This is a genomic window from Halostella limicola, from assembly GCF_003675875.1.
Classification (GTDB): domain Archaea; phylum Halobacteriota; class Halobacteria; order Halobacteriales; family Natronoarchaeaceae; genus Halostella; species Halostella limicola.
The window spans coordinates 166,113-180,825 of sequence record NZ_ML014752.1 but is presented as its reverse complement, the minus strand read 5'-3'; the positions used below and the strand labels follow the sequence as shown (position 1 = coordinate 180,825).

Here is a 14,713-nt window from a genome sequence, read left to right as displayed (position 1 = left end):
ACGCCGGCGAGAGTCAGGACCAGACGATGCGGAACGCCTCCGACTGGATCGTCTCCCGGTCGGCCTCGTGGAAGTCGAACTGCCGGTCGATGTCCAGTTCCGCCCGATAGGCGCCGGTCACTTCGCCGCCGTTGTCGGCGGCGAACGACTCGACGAAGTCCCTGCTGCCCTCGTTGTGGATCGAGTACGACACCGCAGCGACCTCGGCGGCGGTTTCGAGGAAGGCGCGGTCGGCGTGTTCGTTCCCGCGCTGTGCGCCGAACGGCGGGTTCATCACGACGGTCGCGTCCTCGACGGACAGCGGCAGCGCCGTCGCGTCGCCCTGCACCCACTCGACATCCGCGGAGGAGGCGACGCGGCGCTCGTTGGCGCGGGCGGTGAGCAGGGGGCCGCGGTCGAGGTCGACGCCGACCACCCGGTCCGGACCCCGGAGCGTCGCCGCGAGCGCGAGCATCCCGGTCCCCGTGCCGAGGTCGACGACTGTCCGCCCTTCGATGTCGTCTCGCATGTCCGCGATGTGGACGAGGTACGCGGCCAGCCCCGGCGGCGTGCGGTACTGTTCGAGGCTCGCGTCGGGGTCGTCGAAGCCGGCGACAACGCCGAGCTGGCGCGCCAGTGCGCTCCGCGTGCTCATTCAGTCGAGCGTGATCGGCGCGTCGAGTTCGAGCGTCACGCCTTCCCGTCGGGCGCGCTCGGCGCAGGCGGCGATGGCGGGCCGGACCTTCGCCTCGTTCGCCACGTCGTCGAAGCGGACGGTGAGGCGGGCGGCCCCGAGGAAGGAGGCGGCGCGGACGTACCCGCGGACGCGGTCTATCTCCTCCTGCGTGGCGAGCGAGCAGTCCTCGTCGAAGCAGGCGTCGACCGTCAGGCCGGCGGGCTGGTAGTTCTCCTCGGCGAGTTCGTGCTTCAGGTCGCGGAGGTACTCGGGCGCGGTCGAGTCGAGCGCGTCGGCGTCGATGTGAACGGGGGTGACGTCCGCCCGCTGGCAGCTTTCGACGGTGCGGTCCACGTCCGGGGTCGGCGTCGTACTCATTGTACCTCACCATATCTTCCGCGCATACAAAAACTTTTGTGAATACGCAGAAGTAATACTGATGTCGTCGGACGACCCCGGAGTATCCTCGTCGCGAGGGACGTGACGGCCGAAAACCCGTGAATAGTTGCTCAAGCGAGGGATTATTAGTGACGCACCGTATCAGGAACCAGCATGGACTGTCCACGCTGCGAAACGACGCTCGAAACGTACGCGCTCGGGGACCGCGAGGCGGAGGTCTGCGAGCGCTGCGGCTACGTCGGCGTCTCGGTCGAACACGAGAGCGAGCCCGTCGAGTTCGAGTCATGGCAGGAGGCGCTGCGCCGCTTCGAGGAGAAACACGCCGAGTAGCCGCCGAGTAGCACCTCTCCGCGAGCGTCGAACGGGCCTCGCGCCCACTGGCCGGGAGCCGGGGAGCCGATAGCGACGGGACTTCGAACGCGGGCCGAGAGCCGGGTCGAGTCGGGTCGGCGGCCGCCGGGCGCCGCCCGACGCCGACGAACCGAGCCATATATACTGCCGGACGCTTCCGGCACCACCGACTCCGACCCCGAACGATACGTACACACGATGGCAACGGCGACACCCGATCCGGCGCCCGACGACGGCGGACGAGACGAGATCCGAACGGTGACGGTTCACCGAGACGGCGACCGACGGCTCGCGTACGCCGAGTACGGCCGCCCGGACGGGACGCCCGCGGTGTTTCTCCACGGCACGCCCGGGTCGCGCCGCTCCGGCGAGTTGCTGGACGCGGCCGCCCGGGAGAGCGGGGTTCGGCTCCTCGCGATCGACAGGCCCGGCTACGGGCGCTCCGAGCCCTGGCCCGATCGGTCCGTCCGCGACGCCGGGGCGTTCGTCACCGCGGTGCTCGACGACGCCGGCATCGAGACGGCCGGGATCGTCGCGTTCTCCGGCGGGGCGCCGCACGCGCTCGCGGCGGCGGCCGCGCATCCGGACAGGATCCCCCGGGTCGACCTCGTCTCCGGCGCGACCCCGCCCGAGGCGAGCGAACGCACCCCGACGGTACAGCGTCTCCTGAGCGAGATGGCGACGAAGATCCCCTCCGTGCTTCAGGGTCTTTTCCGCGTGCAGGCGTGGGTCGCCGCCCGCGCCGACCCGTCGTTCGTCGTCGGCCAGTACGCGGCGTCGGAAGAACCGATCCCCGACGACGCCGCGGCGGTCGTGAAGGCGGATCTCGTCGAGGCGTTCGCCGGACGCGGCGGCGGGGCCGTCACCGAACTCCGTCTCACCGCGGCGGACTGGGGGATCGACTACGACGACCTCGACACTGCTGTCGGCGTCTGGCACGGCGAGAACGACACGAACGTGCCCGTCGAGGGCGCGAGACGGCTCGCGTCGCGGATACCGACCGCCCGGCTCGCCGTGCTCGACGACGCGGACCACCTGGGCACGCTGCTGCAGTGTGCCCCTGACGTACTGGACGCACACGGCCGCGGTGCCTGACCTATCTCGGAACCGATCGAGCGATCCCGTGGAGGCGCAACTACGGCGACGACTGCCGCCCCGGACGGCCAGCCGGCGCGATCACTGTGATTGATATGCGGGCTGGACGATCCTCTCTCGAAGGCGGCATGAAACGCATCCGGTTCTCGGTCACCTACCCCGACCGACTCACTCACCCGCTCCACCGGCGGGTGACGGAAGACGACGCGGTCTCGCGCGCCGAGTTGCTCATGTGGAGTCCGACTGCCGACGCGACGACGCTGTTGTGGTGCGACGGCGACCGGGACGCGACCGAGCGGGTCGTCGGCGCCGTCGACTCGCTCGTCACGGCGAACTTCGTCCGGGACGCCGACGGCATCTACGCGTTCCTCTCGCAGGACGACTACGAGTTCGCGGCCCCGATCCTCGAAGCGGTCGCCGGCGCGGACGTGATATTCCTCCCGCCCGTCGTCTTCCGCTCATCCGGCGCGGTGGCGTTCGAGGCGGTCGGCGAAGCGGCGTCGCTCAGCGCGTTCCACGACGACCTCGCCGAGATCGGCGCGCTCACCATCGAGCGGGTCCGCGAGTTCGAGCGCGAGCGATCGCCGTCGCGGCTCACCGACCGGCAACGCGCGGCGCTCGAAGCGGCGGTGTCCGCCGGTTACTACAACGTGCCGCGGGATGGCTCCCTCGCGGACGTCGCGGACGCGCTCGACTGTTCGACGAGCACGGCCGGCGAACTCGTGCGAAAGGCTGAGGCTGCCGTGATCCGGACCTACGCCGAGACGACGTGACGAGAGGCACCGACCGGTGATCGTCGGCGGGAGCCGCGTCGACGGCGGTGCGAAAAACGGGGAGAACGGGGGTCGTTACTCGTCGGCGGCCGCTTCGGCTTCCTGAGAGCCCGCGTCGGGGTCTTCCTCGTCGGACCGGGCGGCGACGAGGCCACCGCGCGCGACGCTGTACAGGGGTTCGGATGCGTGGCTCACGCCGCTGATCGAGAACGGGATGTTCGCGTCCTCGAGGTGGTCCCGGAACAGCGCCTCGAAGCCGTCGGGGCTGGAGGTACCGCCGGTGACGACGACGGGCACGTCGAGGCCCTCCTCGACGTCCTCCTCGTCGACCTCGCGGACGATGTTCTCGATGACGTAGTCGAGCAGGTTCTCGTAGTAGATGGAGAGCGCGCCCTCGACGCCGCCGACGTCTGTCGTGAAGTCGAGTTCGAAGTCGTCCTCCTTGATGGAGGTGACCTTGTCGACGGGGGTGCCGGTCGCCTGCGCGGCCTGCTCGTCGACCCAGTCGCCACCGCGGGCGACGGAGAACTTCATGACCGGGACCGCGTAGTACGCGAGACAGACGTTCGTCATGCCCGCGCCGAAGGAGATGCCGAGGCCGGTGAAGTTGTTGTCCGCGAGCTCGGAGTAGATGACGGACATCCCCTCGTTGATCGGCTCGGCGTCGTAGCCCATGTCGTCGAGGAACGACTCGATCGTCTTCTGGTGATACAGCGTCGAGAGGTCGGAGTCGATCGGGTCCGCGGGCGTCGAGAAGTAGAGCTTCTCGTTGGGGCGGTCGGGCTCGCCGACGACCTGCTCGATGATGAGCTTCATCATCGGGATGGCCGACTGCTCGTCGCTGGAGAGGATGCCGTGCTTCATCGGGCGGCGCGTCTCCCGGTTGAAGATGTTCGCGAAGTTGAGGGCGTCGTCGCCGACGACGTACACCGTGTCGTCCTTCCGGATGTGGAGGACCTCGCTGCGCGAGAGCATCTGCTCCGCCATGTCGGAGTACTCGATCTCGACGAAGGAGTTACGCTGCTGAACGAATACCGTGTCGCTACCGTCTTGTTGTGCCGACAGGATGTTCATCGTGCCGACGTCTAGGCCTTTAGCCATGAGTGTGACACGCCACCGTCCAGTAATAAATCTTCTCGATATATTCCAGAAGTGTTACCAGGGAATAATGTAGGATTATCTCAGTTCAGGCCGATCATACTGCGAAGCCGTCCCAGCAGCCCGGATCCGTCCGCGGTCTCCGCTTCGGCGTCCTCCTGTCGCTTCTGCTGACGAAGCTCGTTGAGCTTCGCGGTCTGGTCGTCCACGGTCGACTCGGAGGTCGCCGTCTTCGTGTCGCCGCCTTTCATCTGGCGGAGCCCCTGTACCTGCGCGTCGACGCCCGTCGAGCGGTCCGTCTCCGCCTCGACGTCGAACGCGGAGGCGTCGATGTCGGTGTCAGTGTTGAAGGAGATCTTCCGGCCCTCGTGCTTCTCGACGCCGCCCCAGGACATGTCGACGCCCTCCATCGCGCTCTCGATGTCCTGCTCGATCTGCTCCTCGGAGATCGTCTCCTCCTCGTCCTCCCCGTCGTCCGCGGCCTCGATGTCGCTGGGGTTCGGCGTCGCCTGCGCTAACTGGTGGGCGACCAGCGCCGCGCCGGTCGACCCGACGACGACGGTCAGGCCAATCGCGTAGACGGAGACGACCTCCATCGTCTGGTCCGCGCCGTAGCCGTTCCAGTCGGCGGGGTACGCGACGTTGAACCAGACGACCGCGGCGAGGTTGACGACGCCGCCCGCGGCCGCGGCGTAGTGCGCTTTCTTCTCTACCGGCAGCAGGGTCACGATACCGATCATGGCCATCGGGAGCGAGAGCATCCCGAGGGTGTAGGCCGGGCCGATCCGCGCGAAGTAGGGGTCGGTCCGCGGTTCGGCCAGGCTCCCCCAGAAGAACAGCACGAGCGCGAGCACGCCCAGCGCGATCCCCCCGAAGAAGAGGCCGAAACCGAGGTAGACGTCCGTCCGCGCGTCGGGTTCCCCGATGTAGGTCCTGTACCAGTCGAAGAGTCTGTTCTCCGGGTCGGTGCTATCGGTCATTAACGAGGGCTTATAGAGTGCACCACCATGACTCTTCCCCCAGAAACCCCTCGGCGCTCCCTGGCGGTCGCGCCTCGCCCTTTCTATGTCCACCAGGACTGTCAGTTTGCGTGACCCCTCGCGGTCGCGAGGGGACGCTCCGAGCGCCTGCCCTCCCCCGCACGCGAGCGCGGTCGTCCTCGTCGACGACCGCGCTCGTGTCGGCCATGCAGTTAGTTGGGTATGCAGTTAGCTGGGGTATGCAGTGGGTTGGGATATACGGTTGTTGGAGTGTGCGGTTATTGGAACCCGCTCTCACACCGTCCCAAAGCACTTGCCGCGTGCCTGTGCTCTGATCGCATGAACACTCATCTATCGCTGGAGTACGGTCACCGCGACGAACTCCCGCCGGGCTATCCCGACGAGGTGCGCACGCCGGACGTCCTCGTCGAGCGCTTTCTGGAGGAGTACACCGATCCCGGCGACCGCGTGTTCGACCCGTTCGCGGGATTCGGGACTACGCTCTTCGCCGCGGAGCGACTGGATCGGGTGCCGTACGGCATCGAGTACGAACCGGACCGCGTCGAACACGTCCGCGACCGACTCGACACACCGGAAAACGTCCGGCACGGCGACGTACTGGCGTTTGATCCGGGCGCCTTCCCGGACTGCGACCTCCTGTTCACCTCGCCGCCGTTCATGGTCGAGGGGATGGAACGCAACCCCTTCGAGAACTACGCAGGCGAGAGCACCTACGAGGACTATCTGGGCGACGTGGAACGGGCGTTCGAGCGACTGCGGGGCGTGCTCGCGCCGGGAGCGACGGTCGTCGTCGATATCGTAAACCTGCGTCACGACGGCCACGTGACGACGCTCGCCTGGGACGTCGCGGACCGCGTCGCCGAGACGTTCCGCTTGGACGGCGAGGTCGTCGTGGCGTGGGAGGGCGACGGCTACCCCGACCGGGAGGGCAACTACGGCTACGGCTTCGATCACTCGTACTGTCTGGTGTTCGAAAACGACGCCTGACGGGACGGCGAGGGCCTGGCCCCCGGGACTCAAGCGCCGCCTCGCCCTACCGATCCCCATGACCGAGTTCGAGGAGGTCTGGCCGGAGCTCACGGGCCACGCGGAGGAGGCGCAGTTCGTGCGCCCCTTCGGCCGCGGCGGCAGGCGCGAACTCGCCTACGACGCGGATCGGGAGGCGATCGTCTTCGAGAACGACCGGTCCGACCTGATCTTCCGGAAGAACTGGCGGCGCGCGTGGGGCGAGCTTCGGCGGAACGGGGTGCTGTCCGTCGAGAAGTTCGGCGGCGCGACGGGCACCGCCCGCGCCGAGCTAGCGCTGCCCTTTCTCGCGGACGCGCTGGACCTGCCCGCGGACCGCTACGAGCGGCGGATCAGGCTGACCGAGGAGTACGACGAATAGCGAACGGAGAGCGGAGAGAGCCGCTACCAGGTGCCGTGGAACGTGTCGAAGGAGAGCTCGTCGAGCGGCTTGTTGCCGACCGCGATCTCGTACTCGCCGGGCGTGAGCATCGGCTTGTGGAACTGCGGGCCGTCGTCGGTGGTGATCCGGGGGCAGCCGGTGTTGACGAACGCGTCCATGTCGAAGTTCCGCAGGCGGTCGGGGGTCACCTCGTCCATCGTGATGAGGTAGGCGTCGTCGTTGTCGTCGAGGATCTCCTGGGCCTGCTCCCAGCGGCCCTGCCCGATCTTCGTGCAGTAGATGACGCCCCACTTCTCGGCGTCCATCGCCTTGTGGACCGAGGCGTAGCGCTGCTTCAGGAACTTCTCGGTGTCCGCGACGGTGACGACGTTGTTGACGGGGTCGCCGATGACGACCTTCTTGTCGGGGTGCTCCATCGCGAGGCCGAGCGGGTGGAACTTGCCGCCGCCGACGTACAGCACCTGGTCGGCGTCGACCTCGGCGGAGGCGTAGTTACAGCCGAGCACCTGCCCCTCGTGGGTGAGGCGGTCGTCGCCGCGGCGGGTGTGGACCTCGTAGCCGCGCTCCTCCAGCCACGCCTTCATGTCCTCGAACTGGTTCATGTGCTGGGCGGTGGTGACGAGCCCGATCTCGTCGCCTGGCAGCTCCTCCAGCGCGTCCTCCATGATGGGGAAGACGTCGACGTTCGAGAACAGCGGGACGTAGATCACCTTGTCCGTGTTCTTCATCGGGCTGTGGCCGAAGTGGACGAACACGTCGGTACGCTTCATCAGGAAGGTGTCGAGGTCGCAGGCGCCGTAGCAGGGCTGACCCGACAGCATGACGGTGACGTCGTCGTCGACGAGCGCGCGGATGTCGTCGGCGACCTTCGGGCCGCGGCGCTTCAGTCCCTCGGGGAACTGCAGGCCGACCTTCTTCGCGTCTTTCTCCTCGATCTGGTCGACGATGCGGTCGAGTTCGTAGTCCCACTCCCGGTCGTGCTTGAGGCTCATTCCCGTGTTTCGGAGGTCTCCCTCGGAGAACTCAGACTCCTGGCTCATTAGAACGCTGTAACCGCCCAGGCCGTTTAACGGCGACGCTTCGAGCGTGGGGCGGCTGAGACGAGAAACGGTTCTACTCGGCGTCCTTGAGGTAGACGTTCCCGTCGACGACGACGGTGCCCGCGCCGCCCGACGCGTCGCGGTCCGCCGCGGGGTCGCTCGCGACGAAGCCGGTGATGGTCTCCAGCTTCAGGAGGGCGAACCCGACGACGATGACGCCGAAACCGAGCACGGTCGACGCAGTTATCTGTTCGCCGAGCGCCAGCCAGCCCGCGACCGCGGCGACGGCCGGCGTGGCGTAGTTCACGAGGCTGGCCTCGTTCGGCCCGACGCGGTCGAGCAGGTCGAAGTAGAGCAGGAACCCGCCCGCGCCGGCGACGACCGCCAGGTACAGTAGCGCGGCGACCACCGTCGGGCTCCAGACGGCGTCAGCGGGCGACTCGCCCGCTCCGAAACTGATCAGGTGCAGGATGGCGGAGCCGACGACCATCATCCAGGCCTGCATCGGCACGGTCGAGAGGCCGACGTCGAACCGCCGCGTCAGCACGGACCCCAGGGCGAAACTCGCCGCCGAGAGGAAGAGGAGCCCGACGCCGATCAGCTGGCCGTCGACCGAGGACGGCGATGGCTGCGCGATGATCGCGACGCCGACCAGGCCGAGGACGACCCCGACGATGCCGGACGGCGAGAGCGTCTCGTCCGCGAGCAGCAGGTAGGCGAAAAACGGGGTCACGACCGGCGTCGTCGAGAGGATGATCGCCCCGATGGCGCTGCTCACGTACTGCTGTCCCACGAACAGCAGCGCGAAGTGGACGCCGATCATCAGCGTGCCGCCCATGCCGATCAGTCGCCACTCGTCGCGCGTCTGCGGCATCCACCTGTCGGCCGTGTGCGCGGCGTACGCCAGCACCAACAGCCCGGCGATGTCGTACCGCATCGCGGCGAACAGCACCGGCGGCAGCGAGTTCAGCCCGTCTTTGATCGCGATGAACGACGATCCCCACACGACTGCGAGCGCGATAAACGCCCATACGTTTCTGAATTTGTATATATTCATTCTGCATTCCTCCAGCGGAGAAGACCGCGGATACTCCCACTAATAACCCCTGAAACATCAAATTTCTCGAACTAACGGTACCAAATCACATAGTACCATGTCACGGTATCTCTCGGATTTCGATAGTGATCGAGCGGACGTTTCGGACCGACGCCCGCGAGTGCCGTCGCGAGTGGCGCCCACCGCCGACGGCCGAGCCGTCGCCGGCGTCGAGCACGCCGCTTCCGGCAGGTTCAAACCGATCGCGTCCCACGTATCGGGTATGAGCATCGAGACCGACGCGGGCGCAGACACCGGCGACGAGGACGTCGAATCGCTCGGCCGCGAACTCGGCGAGGCCATCACTGAGATGCCCGAGTACGAGGCGTTCGAGGAGGCGAAGGCGGCGGTCGAGGCGTCCGACGAGGCCCAGGAGAAGATCGAGGAGTTCGAGCAGGTCCGCCAGGAGTTCATGCTCGCGCGCCAGACCGGCGACGCGTCCCAGGAGGACCTGCAGCAGGTCCAGCGCAAGCAGCAGGAGCTCCACTCGGTCCCCGTCATGTCGGAGTACCTGGAAGCGCAGAACGAACTCGACGCCCGCCTCGAAGCGATCAACGAGGCCATCTCCGCGCCGCTCGACGTCGATTTCGGCGAGGAGGCCGGCGGCTGCTGCAAGGACTGAGCGAAGGGGACAGGCTGAAGGCGACGCACTCCTCAGTTGACCGTAATGAAGACGCTGCGCAGCGGCTCGTGGAGAGAGGAGTCGGGCGAGACGCCGCTCGTGACGCGGAGCCGCGCGATCGACGCGGTCTCTTTTCGCGCGGTGCTGTCGGCGTTCGACTCGCCGCGGGCCGTCTGGACCGCGCCGGGCGAGCCGACCGTCGTCGGCTGCGAGGCGGCGGCGACCCTCGTCGCCGACCGCGAGGCCGAGGACCGGTTCGCGGCCGTCCGCGAGGCGGCGGACGACCTCTTCGCCGCGTTCGACGCCGGAGCGACGCCCGACCCCGCCCGACCGCGGCTGTTCGGCGGGTTCGCGTTTCACGACGACCACGACCCCGACGGCGAGTGGGACGGCTTCCCCGCGGGCTACTTCTTCCTGCCGCGCGTGCAGGTCGCGCGCGACGGCGAGGATGCCTGGCTGACCGTCACCGCGGTCGACCCCGGCGACCCCGACGCCGTCGAGGAGCGGCTCGACTCGCTCACCGAGGAGCTCCGGGCGCTGCCCGCGCCCGGTCCCACCGCCGACCCGCCGGGCGTCGTCGAGCGTCGCCCGACGACCTCGAAAGCGGAGTGGCGCGATCAGGTCGACGACGCGCTAGAACGGATCGCCGGCGGCGACCTGCAGAAGGTCGTGCTCGCGCAGGCGCTGGGCGTCTCGCTCGAATCGCCCCTCTCGACGCCTGACGCGCTGGCGCGGCTCAGATCGACGTACCCCGACTGCTACCGGTTCCTGGTCGACCCCGGGGACGGCGGTCGCAGCTTCTTCGGCGCGACGCCGGAGCGGCTCGTCTCGCTCAGCGGGCGCGAACTGGAGACGGAGGCGCTCGCCGGCTCGACCGGACGCGGCGACACGCCCGAGGAGGACGAGTGGCTCGCCCGCGACCTCTTGGAGAGCGAGAAGGACGTTCACGAGCACCAGCTCGTCGTGGAGGCGATCCGCGAGCAGCTCTCGCCGTACGCCGCGTCGATCCGCACGGGCCAGCGGACGATCCGGAAACTGGATTCGGTCCAGCACCTCCGGACGCCGCTCTCGGCCGAACTGGTCGACGTGGAGCACGTGCTCGACCTCGTCGAGGCGCTCCACCCCACGCCGGCCGTCGGCGGCCTCCCGCCGGACCTCGCGTGGCGGACCATCCGCGAGACGGAGACGTTCGACCGCGGGTGGTACGCCGCCCCGGTCGGCTGGTTCGACGCGGCGGGCAACGGCACCTTCGCGGTCGCCATCCGCTCGGCGGTGGCGAGCGGGACCGACGCGACGCTGTTCGCGGGCGCGGGCATCGTCGCCGACAGCGACGCCGACCGCGAGTGGGACGAGGTCCAGTTGAAGTACCGACCGATGCTCGACACCCTGGAGTGATGGACGCCGCAGACCACAACGAGGCGTGGGCCGACGCGCTCGTCGCGGAACTCGCCGCGGGCGGCGTGAGCGCGGCCTGCGTCTCGCCGGGCAGTCGGTCGACGCCGCTGACGATGGCGTTCGCGCGTAACGAGGACGTGACGGTGTACTCGCACCTCGACGAGCGCTCCGCGGCGTACTTCGCCCTCGGCCGCGCCCGGCGCACCGGCGAGGTGACGCCGCTCGTCTGCACCTCCGGCACCGCCGCCGCGAACTTCCACCCCGCCGTGATCGAGGCGACGCAGGCGCGAGTGCCCCTCCTCCTGCTGACCGCGGACCGGCCGCCGGAACTGCGCGACAGCGGAGCCAACCAGACCGTCGACCAGGAGAAGTTGTACGGCGACGCCGTCCGCTGGTACGCGGACCTCCCGGAACCGCGCGCCGAGGGGCGGACCCTGCGCTCGCTCCGGACGACGGCGGCGCGCGCGCTCGCCGAGGCGACCGGTACACCCGCCGGCCCCGTCCACCTCAACTGCCCCTTCCGAAAGCGGCTGGAACCGCCGGAGGGGACCGAGAACGAGGAGCGCCGGACGACCGCGTCCGAGCGCCCGCACGTCCGAACGACGGCCGGGACGCCGACGCTCGGCGACGACCGCCTCGCGGACGTCGCGGACGCGGTCGAGGCAGCCGACCACGGCCTCGTCGTCGCAGGCCCGGCCGACGGCGCCGCACCCGACCCGAGCGTCGTGGCGGCGTTCGCCGAGTCGACGGGGTTCCCCCTCCTCGCGGACCCGCTCTCCGGCGTCCGGTACGGTCCGCACGTCGCGGACGCGCCGGTCGTCGGCGGCTACGACGCGTTCCTGACCGAACGGGTGACCGCCGACTGGCCGGATCCGGACCTCGTCGTCCGGTTCGGCGCGTCGCCCACTTCGAAACCCCTCCGGAAGTACCTCGCCCGGACCGGCGCGCGACAGCTGGTGGTCGACCCCGCGGGCGGCTGGCGCGAGGCCGAGTTCGCGGCGTCGGACCTCGTCGTCGCCGACCCGGAACGTCTGCTCGCGCGCCTATCCGACCGGATCGACTCGTCCGCCGACCCCGCGTGGCGCGACCGGTTCGCGGCGGTCGAGGACCGGTACTGGTCGCACGTCGCCGACGCCCGCGAGGAGCGGCGGTTCGAGGGTGACGTGCTCGCGACGGTCGTCGAGGCCGCGCCCGATCCCGCGACCCTGTTCGTCTCGAACAGCATGCCCGTCCGCGACCTCGACCGCTTCGGCGCGCCCCGGGCGGCCGACCTCATCTTGCTCGGCAACCGCGGCGCGAGCGGCATCGACGGCATCGTCAGCACCGCGCTCGGCGCGGGCAGCGCGACCGAGGACCCGCTCGTCCTCGTCACCGGCGACCTCGCGTTCTACCACGACATGAACGGCCTGCTCGCGGTCGGGCGCTGCGGCGTCGACGCGACGATAGTCGTCGTCAACAACGACGGCGGCGGCATCTTCCACATGCTCCCCGTCGAGGACTTCGACCCGCCGTTCACGGAGCAGTTCAAGACGCCCCACGGCCTCGACTTCGCGCCCGCGGCCGACCTCTACGGACTGGAGTTCACCCGCGTCCGCGACCGCGACGCCTTCCGCGAGACGTACCGCGCCTCGCTGTCGAGCGACGGGACGCAGGTGATCGAGGTACCGTTCGACGCCGAGCGGAGCCACCGCGAGCGCGAGGCGATCCAGGGCGCGGTCGTCGACGCGCTCGGGGACTGAGCGGCGGAGTCCGTCACCCCCGCAGCGCCCGCGCCACGACCAGCGAGTAGCCGAACGGCACCCAGCAGACGCCGAGCGCGAACAGCGCCGGCAGCGAGAGCGGGTCGACCGGGAGCAGGAGGACCGCTATCGGTGACAGCACGCTCCAGACGCCGAAGATCGCCGTCCCGATCGGCGGGATCGTCAGCAGGTAGCCGGTGATGAGCAGCGTGCAGAGCCCGACGACCAGACGGAGGACGAGCGGGAACGCCGGCGTCACCGAGAAGAAAGCGAGCACCGGGTAGAGAAACACCATCCCGGCGAGGAACATGAGGTGTTGCTGGGTCAGCGGGACGCCCGCGTCGCGGCCGTCGGCGCCCCCCTCGTCGTCCCAGCCGTGGACCGCGTAGCTCGTCTCCTCCCGGCCGGTCCGGTCGCGGTAGAACTCCTGGCGTCGCTGCGCCCGCGACCGGCCGGTCCCGTCCCGCGCCGCGGTGCTCTCCCGTTCGTCGCGGTCGCGTCCCCACTTGCCGTCGCGCCCCCACTCGACGCCGTCGCTCCCCCAGTCGTCTGCACTCGTTCGATCGCGGCTGGTTCGCCCGCTTCCCGCCGCGCCGCCGTCGTCCCCGGAGACGTGCTGGCGCGCCGCCTCGCTCGGGTCGCGGCGCTCGTCCGTCGTCCACGGCGACCGCTCCGACCCGGCGGCGTTCCGACCGCTCACGCGGTCGACGTACGCGTCGTGACCCAGTCGGTCGTACCGCGCCCGTTCGTCCTCGTCGCCCAGCACCTCCTCGGCGCGGGTGACCCGCTTGAACCGCTCGCTTGCGTCCGGGTCGTCGCTCACGTCTGGGTGGGTCTCCTTGACCTTCTCGCGGTAGGCCGCGCGGACCGCGTCCTGGTCGGCGTCGGGGGGAACGCCGAGGACGTCGTAGTACGTGTCTGCCATGCGGGGACCGGGTACTGCGGCCGTTATCGGCACAGTGACAAAAGCGTCTCGAGTCCGCGGACGGGAATCTATTTCTCCCTCCCGTCCGGAGTTCGGGCAACGATGGTCTCGGAACTCATCGACGAGGAGCGCTGGGAGCGAGTCGACGCGTTCGACTTCGAGGACATCACCTACCACCGCGCGGCGGACGTCGGCGCGGTCCGCATCGCCTTCGACCGGCCGGAAGTGCGCAACGCCTTCCGGCCCGGCACCGTCGACGAACTGTCCCGCGCGCTCGACCACGCCAAGCGCCAGACGGACGTGGGCTGCGTCCTGCTGACCGGCAACGGCCCCTCGCCCAAGGACGGCGGCTGGGCCTTCTGCTCCGGCGGCGACCAGACCATCCGCGGGGAGGACGGCTATCAGTACGAGGGCGACGAGGAACAGGCGTCCGAGACGGGTCGCCTCCACATCCTCGAAGTGCAGCGCCAGATCCGCTTCATGCCGAAGCCCGTCATCGCCGTCGTGCCGGGATGGGCCGTCGGCGGCGGCCACAGCCTCCACGTCGTCTGCGACCTCACCCTCGCCAGCGCGGACCACGCCGTCTTCAAGCAGACCGACCCCGACGTCGCCAGCTACGACGCCGGCTTCGGCTCCGCCTACCTCGCGAAGCAGGTCGGCCAGAAGAAGGCCCGCGAGGTGTTCTTCCTCGGGAAGAACTACGACGCCGAGGAGGCCGCCGACATGGGAATGGTCAACGAGGCCGTCCCGCACGAGGAACTCGAGGACGTGGCGCTGGAGTGGGCCGACGAGATCAACGGCAAGAGCCCCACGGCGGTCCGCATGCTGAAGTACGGCTTCAACGCGACCGACGACGGCATGGTCGGCCAGCAGGTCTTCGCCGGCGAGGCCACCCGCCTCGGCTACATGACCGACGAGGCTCAGGAGGGCCGCGACGCCTTCGTCGAGGACCGCGACCCCGACTTCGACGACTACCCCTGGCACTACTGAAACGACCTTTTTCCCACTCGGGTTCGCCCGCAGAGCGGGCGAACCGCTCGCGGCAAAAAGGCCGTGGGGGGCCCCCCGGCGCGCCCCGGGGGACCCGCCCCGCGCGCCCCGCCGCCGGAGGTGGTG

16 protein-coding genes are annotated in these 14,713 nt (G+C 69.3%); 9 read left to right on the top strand and 7 right to left on the bottom strand.

From position 1 onward, the window contains the following. Positions 1-13: 13 nt before the first annotated feature. Both D8670_RS00880 and D8670_RS00875 read right to left on the bottom strand, forming a co-directional pair. Positions 14-634, bottom strand: a complete 621-nt coding sequence (locus D8670_RS00880; protein ID WP_121816211.1) for an METTL5 family protein — start codon at positions 632-634, stop codon at positions 14-16. Next, positions 635-1,033, bottom strand: coding sequence for a DUF7961 family protein (locus D8670_RS00875; RefSeq protein WP_121816210.1), 399 nt, complete (start codon positions 1,031-1,033; stop codon positions 635-637). It abuts the gene before it with no gap. A gap of 174 nt (positions 1,034-1,207) precedes the next feature. On the opposite strand from D8670_RS00875, the gene D8670_RS00870 reads away from it, so the two are divergent. From D8670_RS00870 to D8670_RS00860, 3 genes are all read left to right on the top strand, one after another. Then, a complete protein-coding gene (locus tag D8670_RS00870; protein WP_121816209.1) occupies positions 1,208-1,384 on the top strand; it encodes a zinc finger domain-containing protein in 177 nt (58 codons plus the stop codon). A 219-nt stretch (positions 1,385-1,603) separates the two neighbouring features. After that, positions 1,604-2,500, top strand: coding sequence for an alpha/beta fold hydrolase (locus tag D8670_RS00865; RefSeq protein WP_121816208.1), 897 nt, complete (start codon positions 1,604-1,606; stop codon positions 2,498-2,500). Between the two features lie 128 nt (positions 2,501-2,628). Continuing rightward, positions 2,629-3,273 (top strand): helix-turn-helix domain-containing protein, encoded by a 645-nt coding sequence (locus tag D8670_RS00860; RefSeq protein WP_121816207.1) that lies wholly within the window; start codon positions 2,629-2,631, stop codon positions 3,271-3,273. A gap of 75 nt (positions 3,274-3,348) precedes the next feature. Here the strand turns inward: D8670_RS00860 and D8670_RS00855 are convergent, their stop codons facing one another. Both D8670_RS00855 and D8670_RS00850 read right to left on the bottom strand, forming a co-directional pair. Beyond that, positions 3,349-4,374 carry a disk-shape morphogenesis protein volactin gene (locus D8670_RS00855; protein WP_121816206.1) on the bottom strand — a complete coding sequence of 342 codons (1,026 nt, stop codon included), beginning with the start codon at positions 4,372-4,374 and terminating at the stop codon, positions 3,349-3,351. Between the two features lie 80 nt (positions 4,375-4,454). Beyond that, complete coding sequence (locus D8670_RS00850; protein ID WP_121816205.1) at positions 4,455-5,351, bottom strand: cell division protein CdpA domain-containing protein; 897 nt, start codon at positions 5,349-5,351, stop codon at positions 4,455-4,457. Positions 5,352-5,690: 339 nt separating this feature from the next. On the opposite strand from D8670_RS00850, the gene D8670_RS00845 reads away from it, so the two are divergent. Both D8670_RS00845 and D8670_RS00840 read left to right on the top strand, forming a co-directional pair. Further along, positions 5,691-6,359 carry a DNA methyltransferase gene (locus D8670_RS00845; RefSeq protein ID WP_121816204.1) on the top strand — a complete coding sequence of 223 codons (669 nt, stop codon included), beginning with the start codon at positions 5,691-5,693 and terminating at the stop codon, positions 6,357-6,359. 58 nt (positions 6,360-6,417) lie between these two features. Beyond that, positions 6,418-6,759 (top strand): hypothetical protein, encoded by a 342-nt coding sequence (locus D8670_RS00840; protein WP_121816203.1) that lies wholly within the window; start codon positions 6,418-6,420, stop codon positions 6,757-6,759. Positions 6,760-6,782: 23 nt separating this feature from the next. Here D8670_RS00840 and dph2 read toward each other — a convergent pair whose 3' ends face one another. Continuing rightward, positions 6,783-7,820, bottom strand: a complete 1,038-nt coding sequence (gene dph2 / locus D8670_RS00835) for a diphthamide biosynthesis enzyme Dph2 (RefSeq protein ID WP_121816202.1) — start codon at positions 7,818-7,820, stop codon at positions 6,783-6,785. 73 nt (positions 7,821-7,893) lie between these two features. Continuing rightward, complete coding sequence (locus D8670_RS00830) at positions 7,894-8,877, bottom strand: DMT family transporter (RefSeq protein WP_193569471.1); 984 nt, start codon at positions 8,875-8,877, stop codon at positions 7,894-7,896. Positions 8,878-9,139: 262 nt separating this feature from the next. Between D8670_RS00830 and D8670_RS00825 the strand changes: the two genes are divergently transcribed. Genes D8670_RS00825 through menD form a run of 3 tightly spaced genes read left to right on the top strand, consistent with a single transcriptional unit; the run spans position 9,140 to position 12,672 of the window. Next, complete coding sequence (locus D8670_RS00825; protein ID WP_121816289.1) at positions 9,140-9,538, top strand: YlbF/YmcA family competence regulator; 399 nt, start codon at positions 9,140-9,142, stop codon at positions 9,536-9,538. A gap of 45 nt (positions 9,539-9,583) precedes the next feature. After that, the gene (locus D8670_RS00820) at positions 9,584-10,933 is read left to right on the top strand and encodes an isochorismate synthase (RefSeq protein ID WP_121816201.1); all 1,350 of its coding nucleotides are present in this window, start codon (positions 9,584-9,586) and stop codon (positions 10,931-10,933) included. Then, positions 10,933-12,672: a 2-succinyl-5-enolpyruvyl-6-hydroxy-3-cyclohexene-1-carboxylic-acid synthase gene (menD, locus tag D8670_RS00815; protein WP_121816200.1), complete on the top strand. Its 1,740-nt coding sequence runs from the start codon at positions 10,933-10,935 to the stop codon at positions 12,670-12,672. The genes D8670_RS00820 and menD overlap by 1 nt, the downstream gene beginning before the upstream one ends. 13 nt (positions 12,673-12,685) lie before the next feature. On the opposite strand, the gene D8670_RS00810 is transcribed toward menD, so the two are convergent. Then, on the bottom strand, positions 12,686-13,597 hold the full coding sequence (locus tag D8670_RS00810) for a DnaJ domain-containing protein (RefSeq protein ID WP_121816199.1): 912 nt from the start codon (positions 13,595-13,597) through the stop codon (positions 12,686-12,688). Between the two features lie 102 nt (positions 13,598-13,699). On the opposite strand from D8670_RS00810, the gene D8670_RS00805 reads away from it, so the two are divergent. Next, the gene (locus tag D8670_RS00805; RefSeq protein WP_121816198.1) at positions 13,700-14,587 is read left to right on the top strand and encodes a 1,4-dihydroxy-2-naphthoyl-CoA synthase; all 888 of its coding nucleotides are present in this window, start codon (positions 13,700-13,702) and stop codon (positions 14,585-14,587) included. Positions 14,588-14,713: the final 126 nt, after the last annotated feature.

Excerpts from the sequence above, each read along its gene's own strand:
- D8670_RS00880 (WP_121816211.1), bottom strand. The coding sequence starts at position 634 with ATGAGCACGCGGAGCGCACTGGCGCGCCAGCTCGGCGTTGTCGCCGGC.
- D8670_RS00875 (WP_121816210.1), bottom strand. The coding sequence starts at position 1,033 with ATGAGTACGACGCCGACCCCGGACGTGGACCGCACCGTCGAAAGCTGC.
- D8670_RS00870 (WP_121816209.1), top strand. The coding sequence starts at position 1,208 with ATGGACTGTCCACGCTGCGAAACGACGCTCGAAACGTACGCGCTCGGG.
- D8670_RS00865 (WP_121816208.1), top strand. The coding sequence starts at position 1,604 with ATGGCAACGGCGACACCCGATCCGGCGCCCGACGACGGCGGACGAGAC.
- D8670_RS00860 (WP_121816207.1), top strand. The coding sequence starts at position 2,629 with ATGAAACGCATCCGGTTCTCGGTCACCTACCCCGACCGACTCACTCAC.
- D8670_RS00855 (WP_121816206.1), bottom strand. The coding sequence starts at position 4,374 with ATGGCTAAAGGCCTAGACGTCGGCACGATGAACATCCTGTCGGCACAA.
- D8670_RS00850 (WP_121816205.1), bottom strand. The coding sequence starts at position 5,351 with ATGACCGATAGCACCGACCCGGAGAACAGACTCTTCGACTGGTACAGG.
- D8670_RS00845 (WP_121816204.1), top strand. The coding sequence starts at position 5,691 with ATGAACACTCATCTATCGCTGGAGTACGGTCACCGCGACGAACTCCCG.
- D8670_RS00840 (WP_121816203.1), top strand. The coding sequence starts at position 6,418 with ATGACCGAGTTCGAGGAGGTCTGGCCGGAGCTCACGGGCCACGCGGAG.
- dph2 (WP_121816202.1), bottom strand. The coding sequence starts at position 7,820 with ATGAGCCAGGAGTCTGAGTTCTCCGAGGGAGACCTCCGAAACACGGGA.
- D8670_RS00830 (WP_193569471.1), bottom strand. The coding sequence starts at position 8,877 with ATGAATATATACAAATTCAGAAACGTATGGGCGTTTATCGCGCTCGCA.
- D8670_RS00825 (WP_121816289.1), top strand. The coding sequence starts at position 9,140 with ATGAGCATCGAGACCGACGCGGGCGCAGACACCGGCGACGAGGACGTC.
- D8670_RS00820 (WP_121816201.1), top strand. The coding sequence starts at position 9,584 with ATGAAGACGCTGCGCAGCGGCTCGTGGAGAGAGGAGTCGGGCGAGACG.
- menD (WP_121816200.1), top strand. The coding sequence starts at position 10,933 with ATGGACGCCGCAGACCACAACGAGGCGTGGGCCGACGCGCTCGTCGCG.
- D8670_RS00810 (WP_121816199.1), bottom strand. The coding sequence starts at position 13,597 with ATGGCAGACACGTACTACGACGTCCTCGGCGTTCCCCCCGACGCCGAC.
- D8670_RS00805 (WP_121816198.1), top strand. The coding sequence starts at position 13,700 with ATGGTCTCGGAACTCATCGACGAGGAGCGCTGGGAGCGAGTCGACGCG.